The following is a 24911-nucleotide window of genomic DNA, read 5'->3' as shown; positions in this document are numbered from 1 at the left end:
TATTGTTTGGGCTCTTTTATTTTATATGATTGAGAGATATTACATATCTCGCTCACGACATATTTGGTTAATCCTACGCTTTAACTTACGCTCGTAATCTTCTTGTAACCAGTCTCTATAGTTTTGAGTATTATTCATAATACTATAAGAATACTGGCGTACTCTATAAGCAATATCATCTCGTAATTTACGAGCCAGTACACGAGCATCAAAAACATCTTCACTGTTTTCTACCACCATCTGTGCGTGTTGCTCGATGGCATTTTCTAGTGCTGTCTTTGCTTTCTTACCTTCTTTAATTACCTTTTTATATTCCTTCTTTATATCAAAGTGTATCTTTTCTGTATTTGCAAACTCTTTACGAAGATCTGGAGGCATAACGTATGTAAAGTTGCGCTCTATCTCCTCATCTGCAATAAGGTTTTCAAGGTAAAAATCTGGGTATGCAAATATCTCTTTCCAGTCTATAGGTGCTTCCCAAAGACCAAAACGTGCAGCATTATTTCCTAAGTCTAATACTTTAAAGGTAGTCTTACCAGGCGCTATACGTGACCCACGACCTATCATCTGGAAGTAAAGTGTAAGCGACTTTGTTGCTCTGTTGAGTATAATGGTATCTACCGTAGGTTCATCAAAACCTGTTGTAAGGATACTTACAGAGGTAAGTATCGCGTCTGGTGTGTTTTTAAACCAGTCTAATATCTCTGCACGCTCCTTAGCACTATTTGTGTTATCTAGGTGGCGTATGTCGTATCCCGCTTGTCTAAAGGTCTCGTGTACGTATCTAGACGTATTAATACCATTATTAAAAATGAGGGTCTTCTTGCCTTTAGATTGATCTTCGTAGGCGCTAAGCAGCTTTTGCTGCATAGAGGCATCTGTATATAAGATATCAGAAGATTTTACAGTATAATCTCCATTAATACCCAGCTTTAAGGTACTTAGTCCTACATTATAACTTATGGTTTCTGCCTTAGACAAGAACCCTCTTTTTATAAGTGCAGGTATGCTCTCTCCTATCATAAGTTCTTGATAGTTGTCCTTCATAGGCAACTTTATATTAGAACTTAGCGGTGTTGCTGTCACACCTAGTATAAAAGCATTTTTAAAGTAGCTAAAGAGTTTTCTAAACGAGTTATAGTGTGCCTCATCTATAATCACGAGCCCCACATCTTCCATTGTGATTTGCTCTTCTTGTAGTCTGTTTGTGAGTGTCTCAACCATTGCTACGTAGCACATATAATCATCTGCGCCATCTAGGGTTTTTACATCACTACTTATAATCATATTAGGCACCTTAAACTCCGTAAGCATACGTGAGGTCTGGTTAGAGAGCTCTATACGGTGTGTAAGGATAACTACCTTCTTATTTGCACGTTTTATATAGTTACGTACAATCTCAGAAAATATTACCGTCTTACCACCTCCGGTAGGCAGCTGGTACAACAGGTTATAATCTGGAGTGGTTCTATCCATCACGCTAAAAACGGCGTCTAGATCCTTCAGCTGGTAGTCGTATAATTTCTTTTCTGGAGTGTCTTTTTCTTTAATGAGGTCGCTCAAAAGTGTAGGTTTCTTCGGTTAAAAGTCAATCTTGCAAAACTAAGGGATTTTTCTGCTTTCGCGAAAGCGTACCGCAAAAAAATAGTACTAATCTTACAAAATCTTACTCTGGGTCTGCTGCTTCGTCAAAAAGTGCTGCATTAGGCCAGCGCTCATCTTCAGTAAGACTTACGATGAGCTCTATGCGATCTCCTATCTCTTCTAGTAAATGATGATAGGTCGCATACTGTACAAGTTCTTTAAAAGAGTTGAGCATACTTTTATAAAAAGCATCTGGTTGTGGTGTGGTGCCCTGGGCGTAGGTTTGTGCTATCTCAATATTAAAAAGCATTACATCTACTAGCAGTAAGGGGTTCATCCCTAGTGTTTTAAAGTGCTTGATGTATTTTTGAGCAACAGACCTTCTTTTTCTTGCTCGTTTACGGCGGGTAGGAAAATATTCATTACTTATTTTAACCTTTGCTTCGTCTACCAGCTTGTCTTCTTTAGGGTTAAAAACAAAATCATAATAGGTCTTAACCGCTGGTATACGGTCATATAACTCCATAATTTGCTCTTGAAGGGCAGCATTATCTAAGTCTAGAAGGTGTTTTTTAAGTGCTCGTTTACTCATTAAGAAGTGATTACCTGTAGCGAATTTAAAATAAAAAATAGTGGCAAGAAGCGATTCAAAAACCTATTTTTGTAACAATACCAATACAGTTACTAAACCACCACCTGCAATGAATACATTACAAGATAGTAAAGCCGTAAACTTGATCAAAAAATTGATCGCTGATGTTGCTCAAAACGGAATCATTACAAATACCGTAGTTGAAGATCTTAAAGCTTTACGACCATATACAATAACAGAACAATTACCATTACTTGCAAAGGCTACACGCCTCTCTGCAGAGCATATAGAAGAGTATGGAACTTTTGCCATCCCTATCCCACAAGATGAGGATATCGCAGATGAGAATGATGAAATCATCTCTGAAGTAGAAGTTGCCGAAAGTACTCCAGAAGAGAGTTTTCACTACTTTATGTCTCTTATAAAAAATATAGACAAAAAGACAAATGAAGACGAGCTACGTGTGTATGTACAGGCGCTTAGAGATTACTAAGCCTATAAGTCACAAATAAAAAAAGCCTCAAATTGATATTTGAGGCTTTTTTTTATGCGCTTATTTTGTGGGTGGTTTTGCTGGTCTCACTTCTACTTTGCTAGGTAGCGTTCTAGGGTGCATTTTAAGTAAGTCTACCGTGAGTTGCCCTAGATCTTCTGGTTGTATGCGCCAGTCTGTACCCTCATCTGGTGTTCTCCCGCCAAAATGGCTACTCACAGACCCAGGCATAATGGTCGTTACCTTAACATCATCCTGACGTACATCCATCATTAAGGCTTGTGAAAACCCTGTAAGGCCAAATTTACTCGCATTATATGCCGTACCCTTCTCAAAGAAGTTGGTACCCGCAAGACTAGAGATGGTAATCATATACCCTTTTGACTCTTTTATAGCTTCTAGCGATGCTTTTACAGAGTAAAATACGCCCGTGAGGTTTGTATCTATAGTCTCGTTCCATTGCTGGGGTGTCATATCTGTGATGTTTTCAAAATGTCCCAAGCCCGCGTTTGCAATGAGTACATCTATCTTCCCAAACTTATCAAGCGTTGCCTTTACGGCAGCCTGCTGGCTATCGTAATCTCTTACATCTGCAGCGACGCCTAGTATGTAATTATCGTTTTCGGTAAGCTCTGTGGCAGCTTCTTTGGTGCTTTTTTCATCTCTTCCGGTGATGGCTACTTTCATTCCTTGATGGAGTAATGCTTCGGCTATACCTCTCCCTATTCCTTTGGTACCGCCCGTGATTAGGGCAACTTTATCTTTTAAATCTTCCATTGTGATTGAGTTTTGCATAAAGGTAATCACGCTTTCGCGAAAGCGGAAACATACTATTTTAAAGTATTGTGAAAATTTGCCACACCCTTAATCTAGAATGATAACGTTCTATTATCATAAAATGACAGACCTTTGTAACCTAAAATGATATGCACCTATGCAGCTACGTAGCCTACTCCCGCTTCTTTGTTTATTACTCATAACTTCTTGCAACTCCTTACCAAAAGGTGTAAAAAACACCGCAAAGGCCGAAATTACAGCGCTCACTTTTATAGATGAGACTATTATACCTGCAGCTACCACTTATAATGGGACTAAGGTGGGCGGTCTCTCTTCTATAGATTATGCAAACGGACAGTGGTTTATGATTTGTGATGACAGAGCACAACCTAGATTTTATACAGCGCGCATAGCAACTAGCGCTGCCGGTATATCACAACCTGTGTTTACAGCAGTTACCTATTTTAAGGATAGGGACAGCGTGTTTACACCTGGCATTGCAGATCCCGAGGCGCTACGTGTTACAAATGATAATCACATTATATGGAGCAGTGAGGGTAATGTGGCAAAAGGGATACAACCCTTTGTACGTGTGGCATCACAAGACGGAGCTTATGTAAAAGATATGACGGTTGCCCCTAAGTTTTTGATCTCTCAAAAGGATAAAGGACCTCGTAATAATGGCGTTTTTGAAGCACTCACAAGAGACTATAGCGATAATAGCTACTGGATTACCACAGAGTTACCGCTTAAGCAAGACGGTAATGAACCTACATATAAAGAAGCACAGTCACCGGTGCGTATGGCACATATAGAAGCAGATGGCACCTTTGCAGCAGAGTATGTGTATCTACTAGATAAGGTGGCAAGACCTGGCAAGCTAGAGGTAAATGGTGTGACAGAGATCCTCTCTTATGATAAAGATTCTTTTCTGGTACTAGAGCGATCTTATGCCTCTGGCCATAGTGATGGTGGTAATGATGTAAAAATTTATAAGGTAAATACCGCAGGTGCTACAGATGTGCGTGATATAGCAAGCTTGGAGGAGGCATCATATACTCCTGTTACTAAAACGCTTTTACTAGATATAGAGACCTTGCGACCACAACTTACAGATGGTATGATAGATAATATAGAGGGAATGACCTTTGGACCCTTACTAGAGAGTGGGAAACGGTCACTTATAATTATTTCTGATAATAATTTTAACTCTTTTGGGAAACAGCTTAGCCAGCTTATCCTCTTTGCGGTAGAATAAGTGTGGCTTATTGTTGGCTCATTTTAGGTTGCGTATTATTTTTGTAAAAAAATAAACAATGCTCAAAAGCTTTAGAATACTTAGTTTACTAGAAGGAGTTTCATTTCTTGTGATTCTCTTTATCACGATGCCATTAAAATATGCTTTTGACAATGGTGCGCCAAACAAAGTAATCGGGATGGCACACGGTTTTTTATTTCTAGCCTATGTTGTGATGGCTATTATGATGAAGCCCGTATTAAAATGGAACAATAAAACACTTGCCATTGTACTGCTGTGTTCTATCATTCCATTTGGTACTTTCTGGATGGATAAAAAATATCTCCGCCCGCTAGCTTAAAAACTTGATGCTTATATAATAATTAGGCTTCTCTCCCCTATTTACTCTTACGGCATTTACAATAGGTAGTACAAACCCTAAGATAGCAATCCCTAGTAACGTGATGAGCCCCAGCCCCAGTAAAAGGATAGCCGGTATGCTCAATAGTGCATATACAATAAGGCTTATCTGGAAGTTAAGTATCTGCTTTCCATTTTCATCTAGTTCTTGCACGCGCTCCTTATTTGCCGCCCAGATAATGAGCGGTACGATAAGACCGCCAAAGCCTACTACATAATGTAACAGCTGTGATAAATGTGTGAGTACTAGAAGCGTTTTGTCTTCCCTTACGTGTGGTGTTTGTTGTATAATTTCCATAATAACAGATTTTTGATTGATTAACATATACGTCTACGCTTACGCGAAAATGTTACACGTTTGTTTAATTTTGCAGTGATGAATATACAAGACACCATAGTTGCCCTCGCCAGTCCTGCAGGAGCTGGAGCCATTGCCGTGATACGCGTTTCTGGTCCAGAAGCACTTGCCATATGCTCACCCATTTTTAAATCTGTAAGCGGTAAAGTACTTGCAAATCAAAAAACCCACACCATACACCTAGGGCATATTATGGACGGGCAGCGCACCATAGATGAGGTGCTTGTATCCCTCTTTAAGGGAACAAACTCTTATACCGGAGAACCCACCGTGGAGATCTCTTGTCACGGCTCAAGTTATATACAGCAAGAGATTATACAGCTCTTACTGCGCTCTGGTTGTAGAGCAGCAAAGGCTGGAGAGTTTACCCTGCGCTCCTTTATAAACGGTAAGATGGACTTGAGCCAGGCAGAAGCCGTGGCAGATCTTATTGCAAGTGATAATGAGGCAGCACACCAGATAGCAATGCAGCAAATGCGTGGTGGCTTTTCTAACGAGATTGCACAACTGCGACAAGAGCTACTCAACTTTGCCTCACTTATAGAACTAGAACTAGACTTCTCTGAAGAAGATGTAGAGTTTGCAGATCGTACCCAGTTTAAAGACCTTATAGCCCGTATTACAAAAGTACTCAAGCGCCTTATAGACTCCTTTGCCACCGGTAACGTTATAAAAAACGGTATACCTGTAGCCATTGTAGGAGAACCTAATGTGGGGAAGTCTACCCTACTCAATGCCTTGCTTAATGAGGAGCGCGCCATCGTGTCTGACATAGCGGGTACCACCAGAGACACTATAGAAGACGAGCTATCTATAGGCGGGATAGGCTTTAGATTTATAGACACGGCAGGGATACGTGAGACCCAAGACGTGATAGAAGGTCTCGGCATTAAAAAGACTTTTGAAAAGATAAAACAAGCACAAGTAGTTGTATTACTACACACCGCTAGCGAAGTCATACACCAGACAGCCAGCGTAAAACTTGAGATAGAAAAAATTAAAAATCAATTCCCACTCAAGCCACTACTAGTTGTGGCAAATAAAATAGATGCCCTATCTCCTACAGAACTCAATGAGATAGCGACAAAAATAGATAACCTACACCTACTCTCTGCCAAAGAAAACGAAGGTGTAGACGCTCTTAAAAACAAACTCTTAGACTTTGTAAATACGGGCGCTCTGCGCAATGACGAGACCATAGTTACAAACTCACGTCATTATGATGCCCTCCTCAAAGCCCTAGAAGAAATAGAAAAAGTACAATACGGTCTTGACACCGGTCTCTCTGGCGACCTTATGGCAATAGATATACGTGAGGCGCTCTACCATTTTGGGGAGATTACTGGTCAGGTGACCAACGATGAGCTACTGGGCAACATCTTTTCAAACTTTTGTATCGGGAAGTAATACAGACTATGTAATAAAACTTTGCTGTAGTATTTAAAAATCAAATGTAAAAGGGATAAGATGTATGTGTGCTTGCTTATATAGCTTTAGTAATGTATCATATTCTTTTTGGGATATCTCATTTATCTCTTTATTATATAAGGAAGCAATGTCTTCTTCATCCATCATAAAAAACTCGGTTTCTAAACGGCTCATTAAGTCGCTAAAAAAGTGTTTTTGAGAGAGCTCATAACTATCTGCAGCATCTAGGTATAGCGATACTAGAGCCTCACGCTGTGGCTTTGTATAAAAAGTTTCTTCGTGTTCATTGATGAGTTGCAATACAAATTCTGGAGCCCCTGCTCCTAGCCCCTTATTGCAATTCCATTCTGGATAGGCTAGCTGTAAGAAGTGTACAACTTCTGTATATATTGTTGTACTAGCATATTCATTCTGTATAAGTTTATAATCTTCATTTATAAACGGTAACTCTATAAAGTGATCTTTTAATAGCATATGAGATGTGTTTTATTTTATTATTAGTACGCTTTCGCGAAAGCGGAATAGGTTATAGAAAATCTAAGGGACTCTTTACCTGTTGCATTGATCTGGTAGTGACGTGAGTGTAAACCATTGTGGTTTTTATATCACTGTGACCTAGGAGTTCTTGTATCATACGTAGGTCTGTACCGCTGTCCATAAGGTGCGTGGCATAGGCGTGACGCAAGCTGTGTAGGGTTACTTTTTTATGTATTTGTGCTTTCTTGCAACTGGCTCTAAAAACCGAACGGAGGCTTGCAGCCGTATATTGTGGCTTAGACTGTCCCTCAAAGAGATAATCTGTAGGTTTATATTCTTTATAATACTCGCGCAGTAAGGGTTTGAGACTGTCTGGAAATGGTAGCTGGCGGTCCTTTTTACCTTTGGCTGTTTTTATGGTGATGGTGTTGCGCTTTTTATCTATGGCGGCTAGTCTTAAATCTACAAGTTCGCCTACGCGTAAACCCAGTGCATATATGGTAGTGAGGGCTGCTTTATGTTTTAAATTTTTTGTGTGGTCCAGTATATTTTTTACCTCGTAGGTAGAGAGTATGTCTGGAAGTACACGCTGTGGAGAGCGCGGTCGTAAGGTGCTTAGATCTATCTCTTGCCTGAGGGCTTCTTTATAATAAAGACTTACCGCACTTATGAGCTGCTTCTGTGTGTTAAAGGTGTATTCTTTCTTTAGAATAAAATCTCTTAGTGTTGTAATAAGATATGAGGGATCTAGCCGGTCTAGGGGACGGCTATCTCCTAAGTAATTTTGATAGCTTACTAGCAAGCCTATGTAAGTGGTAACTGTGCTATCACTGTACCGCTTTGCTGTTAATATTGTGTTAAAATTATCAAACATTCGTTTATACGCTGAAAATCGAGATTGCTCAATATAAGCAAAAACATTCGTTTATACACCCACTACGGGTATGATAACTTATATGTTTTTAGTAACTTGCGTTTATATATACGTTGGCATTCATTAAAACAAACTGCTTCGAAATAAATGACATTAAGAAAAGGAAAAACAAAATCGACTCTCGAAAGCTCTATTGAATCAGCTCTTTTAGCTGTGGAAATTTATAATAAACCGAGAACACCATTTCGAGTAGAAGGATTTATCACGCAAATGATAATGGCTTGGACTCGACTTTTTCACGCTCATTTTAATAACACTATTGGAAGCAGATATTATTACAAAAATGCAAATGGCAGATACCAAACAATTGACGGAGAAAAAAAGTCTTGGGAATTAAAAACTTGCATTACAAAACACGGAGGAATTCCATCTTCAGTAAAATCAAACTTAACTTTCTTTATAAAGCTTCGTAATAAAATTGAACATCGACACATTGACCGAGAAGAAGTCGGAATAATGATTTTTGGAGAATGCCAAGCACTACTCTACAATTATGAAAATACCCTAATTGATTTTTTTGGAGAAGAATATGCTTTAAACGAAAGTTTGTCTTTTTCTATTCAATTTTCGAGATTACGAAAAAAATCTCAACTGAAAGCGAGCAAAAAATTACTATCGAAAGAAATTAAGGAATTAAAAACTTTTATTGAGACTTATCGAAATTCTTTAACTGACGAAATTTTTAACACGCAAGAATATAGTATCAAACTAATTCAAGTTCCTAAAATATCAAATACCAATCGAAATGATTTGGCAGTAGAATTTGTTAATTGGAATTCAATTTCTGACGCTGATAGAGAGAATTATGATAAAGTAACTGCAATAATAAAAGATAAAGTAGTAAAAAAAGAAGCAATAAATCCGGGGAAAAGAAAACCAAGTGACGTTATTACCAAAGTTAATTCAGAAATAGATTTTACAATAAATCATTACGACCATAAGTGCTTATATTGTTGTTTTAAAATAAGACCTGGAAGTGCAAATGATATAGACGACCCTTTTGATACAAATGCGAATTATTGTCATTATGACGAAGTGCACGATGATTATGTATATCAAGATGCTTGGGCTGAATTAATAATTAGAGGAATAAACGCAGGAACACTATCAAAAGATATTTGGAAAGCAAAATTTAAAGCTAAAGAGAGTTTTGAATTAAGTGAATTTGAATTAGTAGAAGAATAACGAAATGCCAACACCGTGTATAATTCATTGCTAGTTATAGCCTACTTACGAAAGTCCTCGCGGACTTTCTATCTGTGTTTTATTTGCTAACTTAGTGCTTAAACACGCAACGAAATCATACACAAACACGTGGCGGCTGATTGCCCAAGGGCTCACAGTTCACGACAAAATAAGCCACACAAAAGGCAGTTGCATTCTTGGTTATTACCGCAATCGTATGGCTACGCTTCAAAATCGGTTTAAGAGCGATTGTATGAGCTATAATCAAGGATTTGGTACAGGTAGATCATAGAGCAAATCTGCTAGGATTTTAAAGCTCCCACCCTACTCAATCAGCCGCCACAGGCCACTACTCAAAAATGCCTAAAGGTTGCAAATCTCAATTATAGAAAGCTCAGACGTAGTTGCAACCAGCCACAACTATTACATAACGCGAATACGACATTTTTGAAAGCTCTATGCGCGGCGACAGATTCACAAATAAGTGTATATTTAGACAATCAATTAAAAAACAAATAAATACAGGCTATCCAGCAAAATGCCGCACTCGCTTTATGTAGTGGCCTGTTGTACACCATTTGAGAAAAGCATTTTACATATCATTAATATTCGGATTTCTAATCAGCTGTGGAAATGACAAAACATTAGCTGAAATAGAAAAATACGTGAACGAAATTGAGAATCGAAAAGATTTATCGGAATCGATTACTGAATTTAACACGGAGGATTTGGATGGCGAAATTGTTGGTGGAATATCAATCTATGAACTGACTGACAAAGACGGAGAAATTTATAGAATAATAGCTGAAGTTGGACAACCAAATCAATCACCAGCGAATTATGAATTCTATTTTAGAAATGATAGTCTGACTTTTGCCAAAATTGTGGAATTTAATGAAACTGGAACTGACACGATTCTGAATAGTGAATACTATTATGACGGAATTGAATTAATAAAACAAATCGATAAAAAGAAAGAAAAAATGGACGCGGAAACTGTAAGACAAGTGTCTGAATTTTATCTTGTTTATGGAAAAGAAACAACTGAATAAAAAACGGTGTACAACAATGTATAACCGCAATTACGGCGGATTCGACTACGTCCGAATCCACTCGGAATTGCTACCGTCGGTCTCTGCCGAAAGATTGTTTAACTTTAAGCCGTAACTGACGGTTATACGAAACCGTTGCCACCAATTAAAAAATGACCTCGGAAAACTTTAAAATTGAACTTCTAAAAACAAATTGGATATCTGAAAAAGATACTCAAATGGACTTGTGTGCACACGGACAAATGCGAGTGAAAATCGGAAATGAAATTGTCGTTGACCAATCCGAAAATGATGGTTGGACAATAAGTGCAAGTGCTCAACATTTACTTCGGACATTGGAGCGAAATCATACTAAAGAGAATCCCGTTGGCGACCAATTAATTCCGTGTTGCGGTCACTTTTTAGTTTTCGACAATGATATGGACGAAGTTTATATTGGAAGTTGTCCGACAGGAATTGACTGGGAAGTAAAACACAAAAACGGAAACGTAATCCTGAAAACGGAAAGCGGAACTGAAACGAAAATAATTTTTGCGAAATATAAAAATGAGGTGCTGAACTTTGTCGACCAAGTTGAACAGTTTTATAAAGAAAGTCCTGAAAAGGAAATACCGAAAGACGAATTTGACCGAAAAGGGTATTTGCAGTTCTGGAAAGAATGGAATGAAAAAAGAACAGAGTGGAAAAAATAACTGGTGGCAACATCGTATAAAAACAATAGGGCAATTGTAGCAAAACCGAATGGTTCGAGAGCATTTGCGAGGTCGCCAAATTTTTAAATTTGGCTTATTGAGAAAAGAAAAAATAATAAGAAAAATTTAAAAATTCGGCTTGTGTCCCAACCGAATGGATAGCGTGCAAATCCGCGCTACTGTTCTTATACACAACCGTGGCGGCTGATTGCCCAAGGGCTCGCAGTTCACGATAAAACAAGCCACACAAAAGGTAGTTGTATACTTGGTAATTACCGCAATCGTATGGCTACGCTTCAAAATCGGTTTTAGAGCGATTGTAAGAGCAAAAATCAAGGATCTTATACATATAAATCATAGAGCAAATCTATTAAGATTTTAAAGCTCCCACCCTACTCAATCAGCCGCCACAGGCCACTACTCAAAAATGCCTAGGGCATACATCTTAAGTATAGAAAGCTCACACGTAGTTGCAACCAGCCACAACTATTACATAACGCGAATACGACATTTTTGAAAGCTCTATGCGCGGCGCACAAATCCAAAATTCATTGTATATTTAGTCCAAACAAATCAAGACCACAAAGTAAAGCAAACCAGCAAAATGCCGCACTCGCTTTATGTAGTGGCCTGTTGCCAATAATATGAAAAACCAGCAGAACGAATGAAAAGTGAATTATGGGACAAAGACTCAATTAAAGCGTTTACGACTGGATATTCGACAGAAGAACTTGATTTTTTTGACAAGGAATGTGAAGATTTTCTAACTGTAGTAATTAACCTATCGAGAACACAAAACGATAAATTTGATGTTAAATCAAGAGAATTAAAAAAAGCAAATTGGTTAATTCTTAACGACATAAGCTGTTCCCTTTTCGATTGTTTAACGGAACTAAAAAAAGGGAATATCAGAATTGCTGGACGAGTATTTAGAGACGTTTTAGAAAGTATGCACTTGCTGGAATTACTGAACAAATCAGACGACGGAAAATTGTTAGAAAAATGGTTTGACAATGAATTTATACCTCATAAAACTTACAGAGATTGGTTAAAGAAAAAAGACGAGAAACTTGCAACTTTAACAAGAGACGTTTATCGATTATATTCACAATTTTCTCACCGGAATTTCAAACCGATTAGCGATAGTTATTATACAAATCAAAATGGGAATTTAGAACACAAATGGCATCTTGACAGAAAGAATATTGACGATTTAAAAATTTTATCAATATACTATAGTCATTTATCATATTTTGTTTTTAACTCAAGTCTGAATTATGGAGATTACGAAGTACTGAATTCATTTGAATTGAGTGTAATGGCTAAAGAAGCTTTGAAAAATACAGAAACTGAAAAATAAATACTATTGGCAACACCGTGTATAATTCATTGCTAGTACTCGCCTACTTACGAAAATCCTCGCGGATTTTCTATTCGGTTTGTATTTGCTAAATTAGTTGCTCAAACACGCAACGAAATCATACACAAACACGTTGTGGCACATTAAAAATGAACATCCGAATTGACATTAAAAATCTTCTAATTTTCTCGCTTGCTTTCATTCTGTTTACTGCAATCGGAACAATCAGTCACGAATACGGACATATAATTGTAGCCAAAAGTTTAGGTTATGAAACCACTCTGCATTACGGAAGTATGAACTATGATAGTGGCGAACTAAATGATAATTTAATACAAATTTATAATCAGCACGAAACTGAAATAAAGAATAATCTTGATTTCGAAAAGCGGAATGAATACGAAACTGGAATTGAAAGATTAAAATCAAACGGACTTCTAATAACTATTGGAGGTCCTTTACAAACAATACTTACGGGAATTATAGGCTTGATAATATTACTTTGGCGCAGAAAACAAATACGGCAAAATGGATTGAAAATAATTGATTGGTTAGCTGTTTTCTTGTCTTTGTTTTGGTTAAGAGAAGTTTTTAATCTTGTAATGTCAGTTGGTCGTGAAATTTTATCGCCAAATGGAACTTGGTTTGGTGGCGACGAAAAAAATATCTCTCAAGGATTTGAATTATGGTCAGGCACTTTTCCAATTTTATTGGGATTACTTGGATTACTAATTTCAATATTTGTTATTTTCAAAATCATTCCGAACAAAATAAGATTGACATTTATATTAAGTGGATTTTTAGGTGGAATAATCGGATTTATTTTGTGGATGAATATAATCGGCCCGAAATTGATACCGTAGAAATAACGTGCCACAACAACGTGTATAGCTCATTGTTTTTCAGTTGCTTAAGGCGAAGTTAAGGCATATTTGGAAAGTCGCCAAATTTTTAAATTTGACGATTTCCAAGAAAAAAGATAAATAGTAAAATTTAAAAATCTGGCTTGTGGCTCAACCGAAAAATAATCGCTAATTTGCACGCAACAAGCCATACACAAGACCGTGGTGGCTGATTGCCCAAGGGCTCGCAGTTCACGACAAAATAAGCTTCACAAAAGGTAGTTGCATACTTGGTTATTACCGCAATCGTATGGCTACGCTTCAAAATCGGTTTAAGAGCGATTGTAAGAGCAAAAATCAAGGATCTTGTACAGATAAATCATAGAGCAAATCTCCTAGGATTTTAAAGCTCCCACCCTACTCAATCAGCCGCCACCTTGTGCCTTCCTCTCGGTCGTTCCTTCCTCGTCGGAGGCAGGACTCAAAAATGCCTAGGGCATACATCTTAAGTATAGAAAGCTCACACGTAGTTGCAACCAGCCACAACTATTACATAACGCGAATACGACATTTTTGAAAGCTCTATGCGCGGCGACAGATTCACAAATAAGTGTATATTTAGACAATCAATTAAAAAACAAATAAATACAGGCTAACCAGCAAAATGCCGCACTCGCTTTATGTAGTGGCCTGTTGCCAAACATATGACCAAACCAACAAAATTTAGTGATTTATTCAAAGATTTAGTTCATTTAGCAAATAAAGAATCTGAAACACTTACGAATAATTCTGACTTGAAAACAAATCCATATTATGTAGGATTTGGAAAGCCAAACTCGGATGTTTTAATTGTTGGTCAAGAAAAAGCTATTAAGTCTGACAATTTGATGCAGATAAAAGCGGAATCATTAGAAAATCCAAAACATTGGAATTATTTAGTCGAAAATGAAATAGTAGATATTGATTACAAATTTTATTCTGACTATTATTTCAAAAACCCATTGCATCCTTATGACGGAAAACCAACGAAAGGAAATACTTGGTTGCAATATCAAAAATTATTGAATTTTATATATCCAGACTTTAATAGCGAAAAGTGGAATAGTTTTTTACTAAATTCATTTATCACAGAAATTAATCATCAAGTTTCACCGAGACAATTAGGAAATCAAAAAGATGAAAAAAGGAAAAGTATTAATAATCACGATTTCTATAAAAGTTTCAACGTTACAATTTTAGCAGTTGGAAAATATTTAAAAAATAACGAAATTGAAGACCAATTTAACGTTAGGTTTCAAAAAGATTATTCAGAACCAAGAAAGCGACTTCTGCTATTTACGAATGAATCTGAAAATAGAATTGTATTGAATATTAGACAGTTAAGTAATGACATTAGTACTGAGTATTTGAAAAGAATAGCCGAAATATCAAAAAAATACGTTTGGCAACAACGTGTATAATTAATGGCTAATTCTCGCCTACTTACGAAAATCCTCGCGGATTTTCTATTTAGTTTTTATTTGCTAAATTAGGTGCTTAAACACGCCACTAATCATACACAAAACCGTGGCGGCTGATTGCCCAAGGGCTCGCAGTTCACGACAAAATAAGCTTCACAAAAGGTAGTTGCATACTTGGTAATTACCGCAATCGTATGGCTACGCTTCAAAATCGGTTTTAGAGCGATTGTAAGAGCAATAATCAAGGATCTGGTACAGATAAATCATAGAGCAAATCTCCTAGGATTTTAAAGCTCCCACCCTACTCAATCAGCCGCCACCTTGTGCCTTCCTCTCGGTCGTTCCTTCCTCGTCGGAGGCAGGACTCAAAAATGCCTAGGGCATATATCTTAAGTATAGAAAGCTCAGACGTAGTTGCAACCAGCCACAACTATTACATAACGCGAATACGACATTTTTGAAAGCTCTATGCGCGGCGACAGATTCACAAATAAGTGTATATTTAGACAATCAATTAAAAAACAAATCAATACAGGCTAACCAGCAAAATGCCGCACTCGCTTTATGTAGTGGCCTGTTGTGCATAATGCGGAAATCGTGCTGAAATTGAACATTTGAACTAAAAACGCCAACGCGCAAACAGCACATTCATTTTTTTGCCAACGCGAAAAGCCAACGCGAAAAAAATAAAAGAGCTGTTTCTTGCCAACGCTCAAAATGAATTAATTATTTTTATAGCGAAAATATGGCGAAATTTATACAACACTTAGTAGATGAAATAATTGACCAATATATGTACGCTGACGAAACAAAACGTCCGTGGATTATTGGTTTTAGCGGTGGAAAGGATTCTACCGTAATGCTTCAACTTGTTTGGGAAGCAGTTTCACAAATCAAAGAATTAACTGGAATAGTAGAACGTGATATATACGTTGTCTGCAATGACACAATGGTTGAAAACCCTGTAATAACAGAATATGTTTACAGAGTATTAGACAAAATTGAAATAGCTTCGAGAGACCAAGATATACCAATTCGAGTAATTAAAACAATTCCTCGTTTGGAAGATTCATTTTGGGTAAATCTTATCGGAAGAGGTTATCCTGCACCAAATAACGCATTTCGTTGGTGTACTGAACGTCTTAAAATTAGACCTACTTCAAGATTTATTTTAGAGCAAGTCGATGAAGTTGGCGAAGCAATAATCCTTATTGGCACAAGGTCTGCCGAAAGTGCACAACGAGCAAAATCGATGAAAAAGCACGCCATCAAAGGCAAAAGACTTACAAAACACCCAACGCAGGCTAATACTTATATGTATGCGCCAATTAGGAATTTATCTTTGGAAGAAGTTTGGTACGTTATTAACACAATGCCATCACCTTGGAAAGCTGACAATTCAGAATTATTTAAAATTTATTCAGATGCAAGTGCTGATGATTATGAATGTCCAACGGTTGTAACTTCAAAAGAGCATAAATCCTGTGGTCAAAGCAGATTTGGTTGTTGGGTTTGTACAGTAGTCAAAAAAGATAAATCAATGAGTGCACTCATTGAAAATGGTTTGACTTGGTTACAACCTTTACTTGATTTTAGAAATCAACTTTATGACGAAAGAAACATTCTAGAAAACAGAATGCCACAACGAAGAAATGGTACAGATGCTGTTAACGGAATGGGACCATACACACCAAAATATCGAGCATCCATTTTAGAAAGGGTAATTTCTGCTCAAAAAGAAATCCAGATTGACCGACCACACGTCGAGCTTATCACAAATCAAGAATTGGTAGCCATTCAAACAATTTGGTATAGAGATTTAATCTTCAATTATAAAGTTTCAAACATTTATCATTCTGCATATAATACTAATATGAATATGGAAGAACAAAACAAAAAACAGGAAAAAGAACTTGAATTACTTAAAAAATCCTGCGAAAAGAATCCAGATGATTTTGAACTCATCCAAGAGCTGTTGATGCTTCAAAAAAACAAATCCTTACTAAACAAAAAAAGAGGATTAAAAAACGATATTGAAAACAAAATTGAGGAATATTTAAAGAAAGATAAATAGATGTTTATAAAAGAAATTGAACTCAATAATTTCAGAATCTATAAAGGAAAAAACACTATTGACCTTTCGCCAGATACTGATAAAAATATAGCACTAGTTAGTGGTAAAAATGGTTTTGGTAAAACCACTTTTTTAATGTCTTTGGTTTGGTGCCTCTATGGTAAACAAATGCAAAACGTTGATGAACTTTACCTAAAAGAAATATCTGATAAAGGTGGTTATGGTAAATACATAGGCAATAGTTTAAATAGATTAGCTAATGTTGAAGGAGAAACAAAGTTTTCTGTTTCAGTAACATTCAACGATGTTAAAATTCAAGAAATTCCTTGTAAAGAAATTAAGATTACTCGCTCATTTGACACCGTTACAAGCACAAGTGATAAAGTTGAAGTATTAGTTGATGGATTTGAAAATGAACTTATACTCGACTTAACTACTGACGGACAACAAGGAGAAGAAATTTTTATACGAGATTATATTTTACCAATTGAAATAGCTAAATTTTTCTTTTTTGATGCAGAGAAAATTGTAGCACTCGCTGAAATTAATTCGCCAGAGCAAAGACGTTTATTGAGTAAAGCTTACACAGAAGTTTTAGGGATAAAAAAATACGAGGATTTAAAAGAGCAATTAGAAAATATTCAAGACGATTACCGAAAGAAATCTGCTAAACCAAAAGAGAAAACGGAACTAAATTCTATAATTGCAGATATAGATAATGCAGATATAGAAATTGAAAGTATTGAGAAAGAAGTATCTCAACTTGACGAAGAAAAGATAGAAAAGGCCAACGCTTCAAACGATATTCAAAGAAAACTGATTAGCGAAGGTAATAAAATGACTTTGGAGCAACTCAATAAATTAAAGGACGAAGAAAGAGAACTAAACAACAAAATGATTGGTTTGCAAGATGGCTTAAAAGAACTATTCGATTTAATACCTTTTGGACTGGCTGGAGAAACTTTAATGGAAGTTTCAACGCAATTAAGTAATGAAAAAGATTATCGAGATTCTAAATTCATTCAAGAAGATGTTGATGTAAAAACCAAGAATATTTTAGATGATTTGGAGGATAAAAAGCGTAGCTTTCCAACGGTAATTCCTACTGATATTCGAAATTTTTACGAAAAACAGATTAGCGCATTAGTCAAAAAACACTTCTTTTCAGACACACCAGAATTACCAAGTAATTTTAAACCATTACACGATTTTTCAGATACTGAAACAAATGAGTTCAACACGTTAATTAATACGCTTAAACATTCATTTAAAAGTTCATTTACAAGCCTAAACGATGAATATTTAAGAACGAAAAATTCAATAGATAGTATTCGCAGAAAAATTCGTGATGCAGAAAAAGATGCAGAAGATGAACATATCGCAAGTTTAAGAGCCGAAAAAGAAAAGTTAGATACAAGGGTTTTAACAATAGAATCTGAAATTCGTGATTTGAATCAGAAAATTGGAACTTTTAAAAACACAAAAAAGACATTAAAACAGAGACAAGAAGAATTAAGAAAAAAAATAGATAATTCAAGAAAATACTCTGACAAGGATGCAAAGGCACAAGAGATTATCAATAAACTCAAGCTATTTATCAAATCATTTAAAGAAGAAAAGAAAAAATCTCTTGAAGAAAACATTTTGAACGAGTTGAATATCTTGCTTCACAAAAAAAACTTCATAAAAAATGTTGTTGTGGACATAAACCAAGCAGGCGATGATGTAGATATAAGCCTTTTTAATTCTCGTAAAGAAAAAATTGACAAAGGCTCTTTATCTATGGGAGAAAGACAAATGTACGCTTCTGCCCTACTAAAAGCACTTGTTGACGAATCTGACATTGAATTTCCAGTATTTATTGATTCGCCAATGCAGAAATTTGACGCAGACCACGCTCAAAACGTTATAAAAGAATTTTACCCAAATGTTTCTAAACAAGTTGTGCTTTTTCCTTTATTACATAAAGAATTGACTGTGCAAGAATTCAATTTATTAAAGCCTAAAATGAGTAAAGCATATTTAATTCATAATTACAGCACAGACGCTTCCAAATTTATAGAAGCAACACCTGAAAATTTATTAACTAAATACGACGAACTCGATGCAAATTAATATAAGAACTTCAGAAGCAAACCAAGACATCGTTCGTAGCTTAACAAGCAAATTACCAACTGGCACAAAAGAAAATGTAATTGCACGTATTGCGCTTGGTTATTCATTACAAAATGGTAGAAAATTTACTTCGAATGACTTTAGTCTCTACGATTCAAAAGGTAAAGAATACAAAGACCATATTTTATTTGACGCGAAGCATCGTGACTTTTATATAGCAAGTATTTGTCAATATTACGGCATTTATAAAACAGATGAAAATATTCCGAAGTTTGTAAAACTTCATATTGACCACGGATTGGAATTGATGGATAACCTATTTTCCAATAGTAAAAATTATACATTTTTTGATTTCTTAATTGGTCATTTAGACAAAGGAATTGAAATGTTAAACAGCGTAGAAGTGAATCTTGATGCTGTAAGAAACAACAATCAAAATATTGAAAAGACTTATTTTAAAGAACCAATTAAGCTTAAGGTTGGTTCTAAAATAGAGGAAAATGAACCAATCACTTTAGAGTTTAATAATACAGAAGTATATAACAATTCTCATATAGCGATTGCTGGTGCATCTGGTACAGGAAAAACACAATTTGCTCTCGAATTACTTAACCAAATTAGTCAAGAATCTAATCATCACGTCAATTACATTTATCTTGATTTTAAAGGTCTAAAAGATGATGACTTGAAAGAATATCAACCGTTTTTTGAAAAAACTCGTGCAAAGTTTGTTGATGTACCTTCAATCCCATTTCCTGTAAATCCACTTTCATTTATAGATAGTATTAATGAAACTGATAGACAAATGGGAATCGATAAGTTTGTCGATATTATATGTAAATATTCGAACTTAGGCCCAAAACAACGTGGTCAGTTAAGAGATGTTATTTTAGAATGTTTCCACGAGAAAAAAGCTGGAGAGTATCCAACACTACCAGAAATCAACGAAAAATTATTAGAAAGCGTTGGAGATAAAAGAGATACATTAACGGAAATAATCTACGAATTAAGTAGTTACAATATTTTTGAAGAAGAACAAAAAGGTAAATCATTTCTAAATCAAAACATATATTTATCCTTATCTGGCGATTTATCGAATTCTGTACGTTTTACTTCACTTTTTTTAATCATAAATTACATTTACAATACGTTTGCTAATATGGAAAGCACACCTATTGAAAATGGTTACAGAGGTATGCGATATGTATTGTTAATTGATGAAGCCCACGTAATATTTAAGGAAAAGAAATATCAAGAAATATTAGATAAAATTTTACGAGAATTCCGCTCTAAAGGTGTAGCAACAGTTTTACTCTCACAAGGTATAGCAGAATTTAATCAACCAGGATTTGACTTTTCAAGCAACTGTGAAATATCGTATCTTATGAACATAAAAGATAAGACCAACTCTAAAGCGATAAATAAATTTTTAGGTTTTAGCGATAAAGAAGGAATCACAGGAGCAAGAAGTTTAGAAAAAATATCAAAAGGACAAGCAATATCAAATATGAAAGAATTTGATAAAGCAAAGCTTTTTAAAATTGCTCAATTTTGGGAAAGTTAATTTATGGCATACTTAACTCACGACGAAATATTATTAGCTTACCCATTTGGTCCACCACATCGATTACAAGTGGTACACAATCCTGAATGGTGGTCGGAAATCAATAATCATAACCTACCAGAACCGGTTAAAATTGAATTCAACGAGAATGTTCGAGAGAATATGCCTGAAAATATACATTTCGGAAAAGGAATATATATGTTTTTTTTAGAACCGAATCATCCATTTCCTGCGCAAGTTGACATTAAGCACCTTTTGTATGTAGGTCGGGTTCAAAATGGAAAAACAAACTTTAATTTTTTCCAACGTTTTTATAAATACATTAAAGCTATTGGAAACAGAACTGTAGCTTTAAATACAATGCGATTGACAAATTTATGGCCAGAAAAAACTTTCGTATATTATTTTGATTTATCTGATAGAACAGATGAAGAAATTAAAAATATAGAGAATAATATATATAATAAAATAGTTCCGCCCCTAAATGAAGCTCTAGAAGGGAACGCTAGATTAACTAGAAAACTTTATTAATATGATACATCTAGCTTGTACCCACGGAAATTTAGGTTATTGGGATTACTACTCAACAGTAATCAAAGTTGAGGATGTTGTTCGTAATAACAGGATAATAACGGTTGCCGAATCTGAGGAATTGTTTACTGAAAATATTAATGCTATTCTTCAAAGAGAAATTAAGACATCTCGAATAAAAGCATTGAAAACATATATAAATGAAACTGATGAACGTTTTATTGGAAGCATTGTTGCTGCAATTCATAAAGGAGAACCTAAGTGGACAGAAATAGATATAAATCAGAATTTTGAAATAGACGGCTTATCGATTGATGAATTATCAATTGATTTTCTGAATAGCAAATTTGGTGTTTTAACACTTATGGGTAACGAACAAATATTTGCGTTAGATGGTCAACATAGGCTTAAAGGATTAAGAAAAGCTTATGCTGAAAATCCTGAAATCGTAGGTAAATTAGAAGTATCTATTTTGTTTGTTGTACATCAGCATACCAAATTAGAAAAAACAAGAAGACTATTTACTGTATTAAATAAATATGCTGAAAAACCTAAAGGTGCTGAACTGATAATTCTAGACGAAGATGATGCTGCGGCAATAATTTCAAGAAGATTGGTTACCGAGCACGAACATTTATCTAAGTCCAATGGTATATCGAATTCAAAAAGTGCTAATATTCCGACAAGTGATAATAATTCATTTTCGACATTAGTAACAATCAATGCAGTAAATAAGATTTTATTTAAGAAATCAAGCGCATACTACACCAAAAGACCTTCAGATATAATTCTGAATAATCTGTATCAAAAAGCTTGTGAATTTTGGGATGCTATTTTTGAAGCTTTTCCCGAGTTGATTCTATACATAAACGGACAAACTGACATTAATATAAATGGACAGCCAATAAATAGAGCAGATGAAACAGGTGGCAGCCTTTTACTTAGACCTGTAGGTCATAAACTTTTAGCTCAGACTTATATAAAATTTGATGAGAATCAAAGACAACAATTTATTGATAAAATTAGATTGGTAGATTTTAATCTGTCCTCTCAAAATTGGCAGTATATATTTTGGAATGAGAAAATGATTGGTAAAGAGCTTACTCTAAAGAAAAACCTTCTTGCTTATTTAGTCGGAAAATATGACGATGCAGATTATATCCACGATGGAATGAGTAGAATTTATGAAACTTACAACGAAGATTACGATAATCATATTGAACCTGTTTAATTGGTAAGCCATTCCTAAAAGCCATACACATTTACAGTCGCATCATCCAAGCTTCACCAAAACTGCAAAAGAGTATGTCTTGCCAACGCTCACATTTGAACTAAAAAACATACATCGGAAAACCAAGTTTGACTGACAATCTGAACGTGGAAAGCACTATACACAACAACGTATATAGCTCATAGCTAGTTAGTTGCTTAATCAAAATTAAGGTATATTTGCTAGTCCGCCAAATTTTTTAATTTGGCTTATTAAGAAAAAAAGATTATAAGAAAAATTAAAAAATTCGGCTCGTGCTTAATCCGAAAATAATTTCATAATTTGCACGCTACGAGCCATATACAGAGACGTGGCGGCTGATTGCCCAAGGGCTTGCAGTTCACGATAAAATAAGCTTCACAAAAGGCAGTTGCATACTTGGTGATTACCGCAATCGTATGGCTACGCTTCAAAATCGGTTTAAGAGCGATTGTAAGAGCAAAAATCAAGGATCTTGTACAGATAGATCATAGAGCAAACTAGCCAGGATTTTAAAGCTCCCACCCTACTCAATCAGCCGCCACAGGCCACTACTCAAAAATGCCTAGGGCATACATCTTAAGAATAGAAAGCTCACACGTAGTTGCAAGTGTGCATTCCTCTCGTTCGTCCCTCACTCGTCGGATGCAAGAACTATTACATAACGCGAATTTATGCCTTCCTCTCGCTACGCTCGTCGGAGGCAGGTTTGAGAGCTCTATGCGCGGCGACAGATTCACAAATAAGTGTATATTTAGACAATCAATTAAAAAACAAATAAATACAGGCTATCCAGCAAAATGCCGCACTCGCTTTAGGTAGTGGCCTGTTACCCACAATTATGAAAAAAATACTGCTGACATTAATAATTTGCCTTTCTAGTATAATTAATTATGCCCAAGAAAATATCACATCTGAATTAGAAAAAGTTTACGGAGAAGAAAAATATGATTTGATTATTTCCGAACATTCTGATAAAGTAAACGACTATCCAGCAAAAGCTGTTTACTATGTTGCTATGGCTTATTATATGAAAGCGAATGATAATAAAGTATTAGAATTAATGGATTTGTCAATTCAAAAGGACGAAACTGACCCTGATGCATATTTTATTAAAGGAATGACTTTTAATTATATGGGACAATTCGACAAAGCAGTTGAATCTTTCAATAAAGCAATCGAATTAGATTCTACAAACTCAAATTACTTCAGCGGTTTAGGAGATTCATATGTTAGTAAAGAAAAATACAAAGATGCGCTAACTGCTTATACAACTGCAACTGAAAAAAACGAGCCGATTGACCGTCCATTTACAATGATTCCACAAATCTATGCGGAACTGAATCAACCTGAAAAGGCTTTAGAAGCTTTTTATATATCAAAACAAACCATATCAAAAGAATCTGATTCTTATATAAACGCATTGTATAATATTGGTCTTTACGAGTTTCTAAATAAGGAATTTGAAAAATCCGAAATTGCTTTTAAAGAACTAATTGAATTAGTTCCAAATAATTATCATTCAATTTCAAAGTTAATACAAGTTTATTATGGGCAAAAAGAATATGGAAAAGCGAATCCTCTAAAAGAAAAATTATATCAGGCTTATAATCAAGGTACACTCAAAGACAATTTGAAAAACCAGTTTTGCTTTGACCAATTTGATTGGGAAGATAAATACATTTTTGCGTTTGAAAGGTTTGCCGAAAAAGAGGGAAAACTTTATTACAAGCATATTTTTCAAGTAACGAACAAAGAAAGTGGAAAAACTGAATTTACTATTCAAACAGAGAATTCGCCAATTTCGGTCGAGTTAGGTGGACCAAAATATGTACTTGGAATGGACAAAAACGGAACTCATTCAACTTTTAGATATGGATTTGAAGAGGACTTTAATTATGAGGATTTGAAAAAAACTGTAATTCTTGTCCTTGAAGAGAAAATTAAAGCTGGAGCGAGTTCAAGACCAACTAAAAAGAATAAATAACTGTGGGTAACAACGTGTATATTTCATTGCTAGTTATAGCCTACTTACGAAAGTCCTCGCGGACTTTCTATCTGTGTTTTATTTGCTAACTTTAGTGCTTAAACACGCAACGAAATCATACACAAACACGTGGCGGCTGATTGCCCAAGGGCTCGCAGTTCACGATAAAATAAGCTTCACAAAAGGTAGTTGCATACTTGGTAATTACCGCAATCGTATGGCTACGCTTCAAAATCGGTTTAATAGCGATTGTAAGAGCAAAAATCAAGGATCTGGTACAGATAGATCATAGAGCAAATCTGCTAGGATTTTAAAGCTCCCACCCTACTCAATCAGCCGCCACCTTGTGCCTTCCTCTCGGTCGTTCCTTCCTCGTCGGAGGCAGGACTCAAAAATGCCTAGGGCATACATCTTAAGTATTGAAAGCTCACACGTAGTTGCAAGAGTGCATTCCTCTCGTGCGTCCCTCACTCGTCGGATGCAAGAACTATTACATAACG

22 protein-coding genes are annotated in these 24911 nt (G+C 35.6%); 16 read left to right on the top strand and 6 right to left on the bottom strand.

Translation table 11 applies throughout. The features are described 5' to 3' along the window. Window positions 1-39 precede the first annotated feature (39 nt). Both ABVM49_RS12035 and ABVM49_RS12030 read right to left on the bottom strand, forming a co-directional pair. The gene (locus tag ABVM49_RS12035; RefSeq protein WP_405202131.1) at window positions 40-1563 is read right to left on the bottom strand and encodes a DEAD/DEAH box helicase; all 1524 of its coding nucleotides are present in this window, start codon (window positions 1561-1563) and stop codon (window positions 40-42) included. A 103-nt stretch (window positions 1564-1666) separates the two neighbouring features. Next, entirely contained in the window at window positions 1667-2176 is a 510-nt protein-coding gene (locus tag ABVM49_RS12030; protein WP_405202130.1) for a DUF6155 family protein, read from the bottom strand. Window positions 2177-2285: 109 nt separating this feature from the next. Here ABVM49_RS12030 and ABVM49_RS12025 point away from each other — a divergent pair, with 109 nt between their 5' ends. After that, on the top strand, window positions 2286-2669 hold the full coding sequence (locus tag ABVM49_RS12025) for a hypothetical protein (RefSeq protein ID WP_405202129.1): 384 nt from the start codon (window positions 2286-2288) through the stop codon (window positions 2667-2669). A gap of 60 nt (window positions 2670-2729) precedes the next feature. On the opposite strand, the gene ABVM49_RS12020 is transcribed toward ABVM49_RS12025, so the two are convergent. After that, window positions 2730-3446, bottom strand: a complete 717-nt coding sequence (locus ABVM49_RS12020) for an SDR family oxidoreductase (RefSeq protein ID WP_021779112.1) — start codon at window positions 3444-3446, stop codon at window positions 2730-2732. Window positions 3447-3603: 157 nt separating this feature from the next. On the opposite strand from ABVM49_RS12020, the gene ABVM49_RS12015 reads away from it, so the two are divergent. Together ABVM49_RS12015 and ABVM49_RS12010 are read left to right on the top strand one after the other, a co-directional pair. Further along, window positions 3604-4704 (top strand): esterase-like activity of phytase family protein, encoded by a 1101-nt coding sequence (locus ABVM49_RS12015; protein ID WP_405202128.1) that lies wholly within the window; start codon window positions 3604-3606, stop codon window positions 4702-4704. Between the two features lie 58 nt (window positions 4705-4762). Continuing rightward, window positions 4763-5044, top strand: coding sequence for a DUF3817 domain-containing protein (locus tag ABVM49_RS12010; RefSeq protein ID WP_298350603.1), 282 nt, complete (start codon window positions 4763-4765; stop codon window positions 5042-5044). On the opposite strand, the gene ABVM49_RS12005 is transcribed toward ABVM49_RS12010, so the two are convergent. Further along, the gene (locus ABVM49_RS12005) at window positions 5036-5401 is read right to left on the bottom strand and encodes a DUF4870 domain-containing protein (protein ID WP_405202127.1); all 366 of its coding nucleotides are present in this window, start codon (window positions 5399-5401) and stop codon (window positions 5036-5038) included. The genes ABVM49_RS12010 and ABVM49_RS12005 overlap by 9 nt on opposite strands. Before the next feature lie 78 nt (window positions 5402-5479). On the opposite strand from ABVM49_RS12005, the gene mnmE reads away from it, so the two are divergent. Continuing rightward, window positions 5480-6868 carry a tRNA uridine-5-carboxymethylaminomethyl(34) synthesis GTPase MnmE gene (gene mnmE / locus ABVM49_RS12000; protein WP_405202126.1) on the top strand — a complete coding sequence of 463 codons (1389 nt, stop codon included), beginning with the start codon at window positions 5480-5482 and terminating at the stop codon, window positions 6866-6868. 33 nt (window positions 6869-6901) lie between these two features. Here mnmE and ABVM49_RS11995 read toward each other — a convergent pair whose 3' ends face one another. Both ABVM49_RS11995 and ABVM49_RS11990 read right to left on the bottom strand, forming a co-directional pair. After that, complete coding sequence (locus ABVM49_RS11995; RefSeq protein ID WP_405202125.1) at window positions 6902-7363, bottom strand: hypothetical protein; 462 nt, start codon at window positions 7361-7363, stop codon at window positions 6902-6904. 52 nt (window positions 7364-7415) lie between these two features. Beyond that, entirely contained in the window at window positions 7416-8240 is an 825-nt protein-coding gene (locus ABVM49_RS11990; RefSeq protein WP_405202124.1) for a tyrosine-type recombinase/integrase, read from the bottom strand. 147 nt (window positions 8241-8387) lie between these two features. On the opposite strand from ABVM49_RS11990, the gene ABVM49_RS11985 reads away from it, so the two are divergent. The 12 genes from ABVM49_RS11985 to ABVM49_RS11930 all read left to right on the top strand — a co-directional run bounded on the left by ABVM49_RS11985 (window position 8388) and on the right by ABVM49_RS11930 (window position 24411). Next, a complete protein-coding gene (locus ABVM49_RS11985; RefSeq protein WP_405202123.1) occupies window positions 8388-9485 on the top strand; it encodes a DUF3644 domain-containing protein in 1098 nt (365 codons plus the stop codon). Between the two features lie 578 nt (window positions 9486-10063). Then, window positions 10064-10537, top strand: a complete 474-nt coding sequence (locus ABVM49_RS11980; RefSeq protein WP_405202122.1) for a hypothetical protein — start codon at window positions 10064-10066, stop codon at window positions 10535-10537. 152 nt (window positions 10538-10689) lie between these two features. After that, window positions 10690-11229: a hypothetical protein gene (locus tag ABVM49_RS11975; protein ID WP_405202121.1), complete on the top strand. Its 540-nt coding sequence runs from the start codon at window positions 10690-10692 to the stop codon at window positions 11227-11229. A gap of 664 nt (window positions 11230-11893) precedes the next feature. Further along, window positions 11894-12589, top strand: coding sequence for a hypothetical protein (locus ABVM49_RS11970; protein WP_405202120.1), 696 nt, complete (start codon window positions 11894-11896; stop codon window positions 12587-12589). A 149-nt stretch (window positions 12590-12738) separates the two neighbouring features. After that, complete coding sequence (locus ABVM49_RS11965) at window positions 12739-13452, top strand: hypothetical protein (protein WP_405202119.1); 714 nt, start codon at window positions 12739-12741, stop codon at window positions 13450-13452. A gap of 683 nt (window positions 13453-14135) precedes the next feature. After that, complete coding sequence (locus ABVM49_RS11960) at window positions 14136-14891, top strand: hypothetical protein (protein ID WP_405202118.1); 756 nt, start codon at window positions 14136-14138, stop codon at window positions 14889-14891. A gap of 745 nt (window positions 14892-15636) precedes the next feature. After that, a complete protein-coding gene (gene dndC / locus ABVM49_RS11955) occupies window positions 15637-16965 on the top strand; it encodes a DNA phosphorothioation system sulfurtransferase DndC (RefSeq protein WP_405202116.1) in 1329 nt (442 codons plus the stop codon). Then, a complete protein-coding gene (dndD, locus tag ABVM49_RS11950; RefSeq protein WP_405202114.1) occupies window positions 16966-19080 on the top strand; it encodes a DNA sulfur modification protein DndD in 2115 nt (704 codons plus the stop codon). Continuing rightward, entirely contained in the window at window positions 19070-20644 is a 1575-nt protein-coding gene (locus ABVM49_RS11945) for a DndE family protein (RefSeq protein ID WP_405202112.1), read from the top strand. The genes dndD and ABVM49_RS11945 overlap by 11 nt, the downstream gene beginning before the upstream one ends. Before the next feature lie 3 nt (window positions 20645-20647). Next, on the top strand, window positions 20648-21175 hold the full coding sequence (locus tag ABVM49_RS11940; RefSeq protein ID WP_405202111.1) for a hypothetical protein: 528 nt from the start codon (window positions 20648-20650) through the stop codon (window positions 21173-21175). A 1-nt stretch (window position 21176) separates the two neighbouring features. Then, the gene (locus ABVM49_RS11935; RefSeq protein ID WP_405202110.1) at window positions 21177-22406 is read left to right on the top strand and encodes a DGQHR domain-containing protein; all 1230 of its coding nucleotides are present in this window, start codon (window positions 21177-21179) and stop codon (window positions 22404-22406) included. 859 nt (window positions 22407-23265) lie between these two features. After that, window positions 23266-24411 (top strand): tetratricopeptide repeat protein, encoded by a 1146-nt coding sequence (locus ABVM49_RS11930; RefSeq protein ID WP_405202109.1) that lies wholly within the window; start codon window positions 23266-23268, stop codon window positions 24409-24411. The last annotated feature ends 500 nt before the right edge of the window (window positions 24412-24911 follow it).

The organism is Dokdonia sp. LLG6352-1, from assembly GCF_045055815.1.
Classification (GTDB): Bacteria; Bacteroidota; Bacteroidia; order Flavobacteriales; family Flavobacteriaceae; genus Dokdonia; species Dokdonia donghaensis.
Note: the sequence above shows the minus strand (reverse complement) of the source record. Positions and strands in the feature narration are given on the sequence as shown.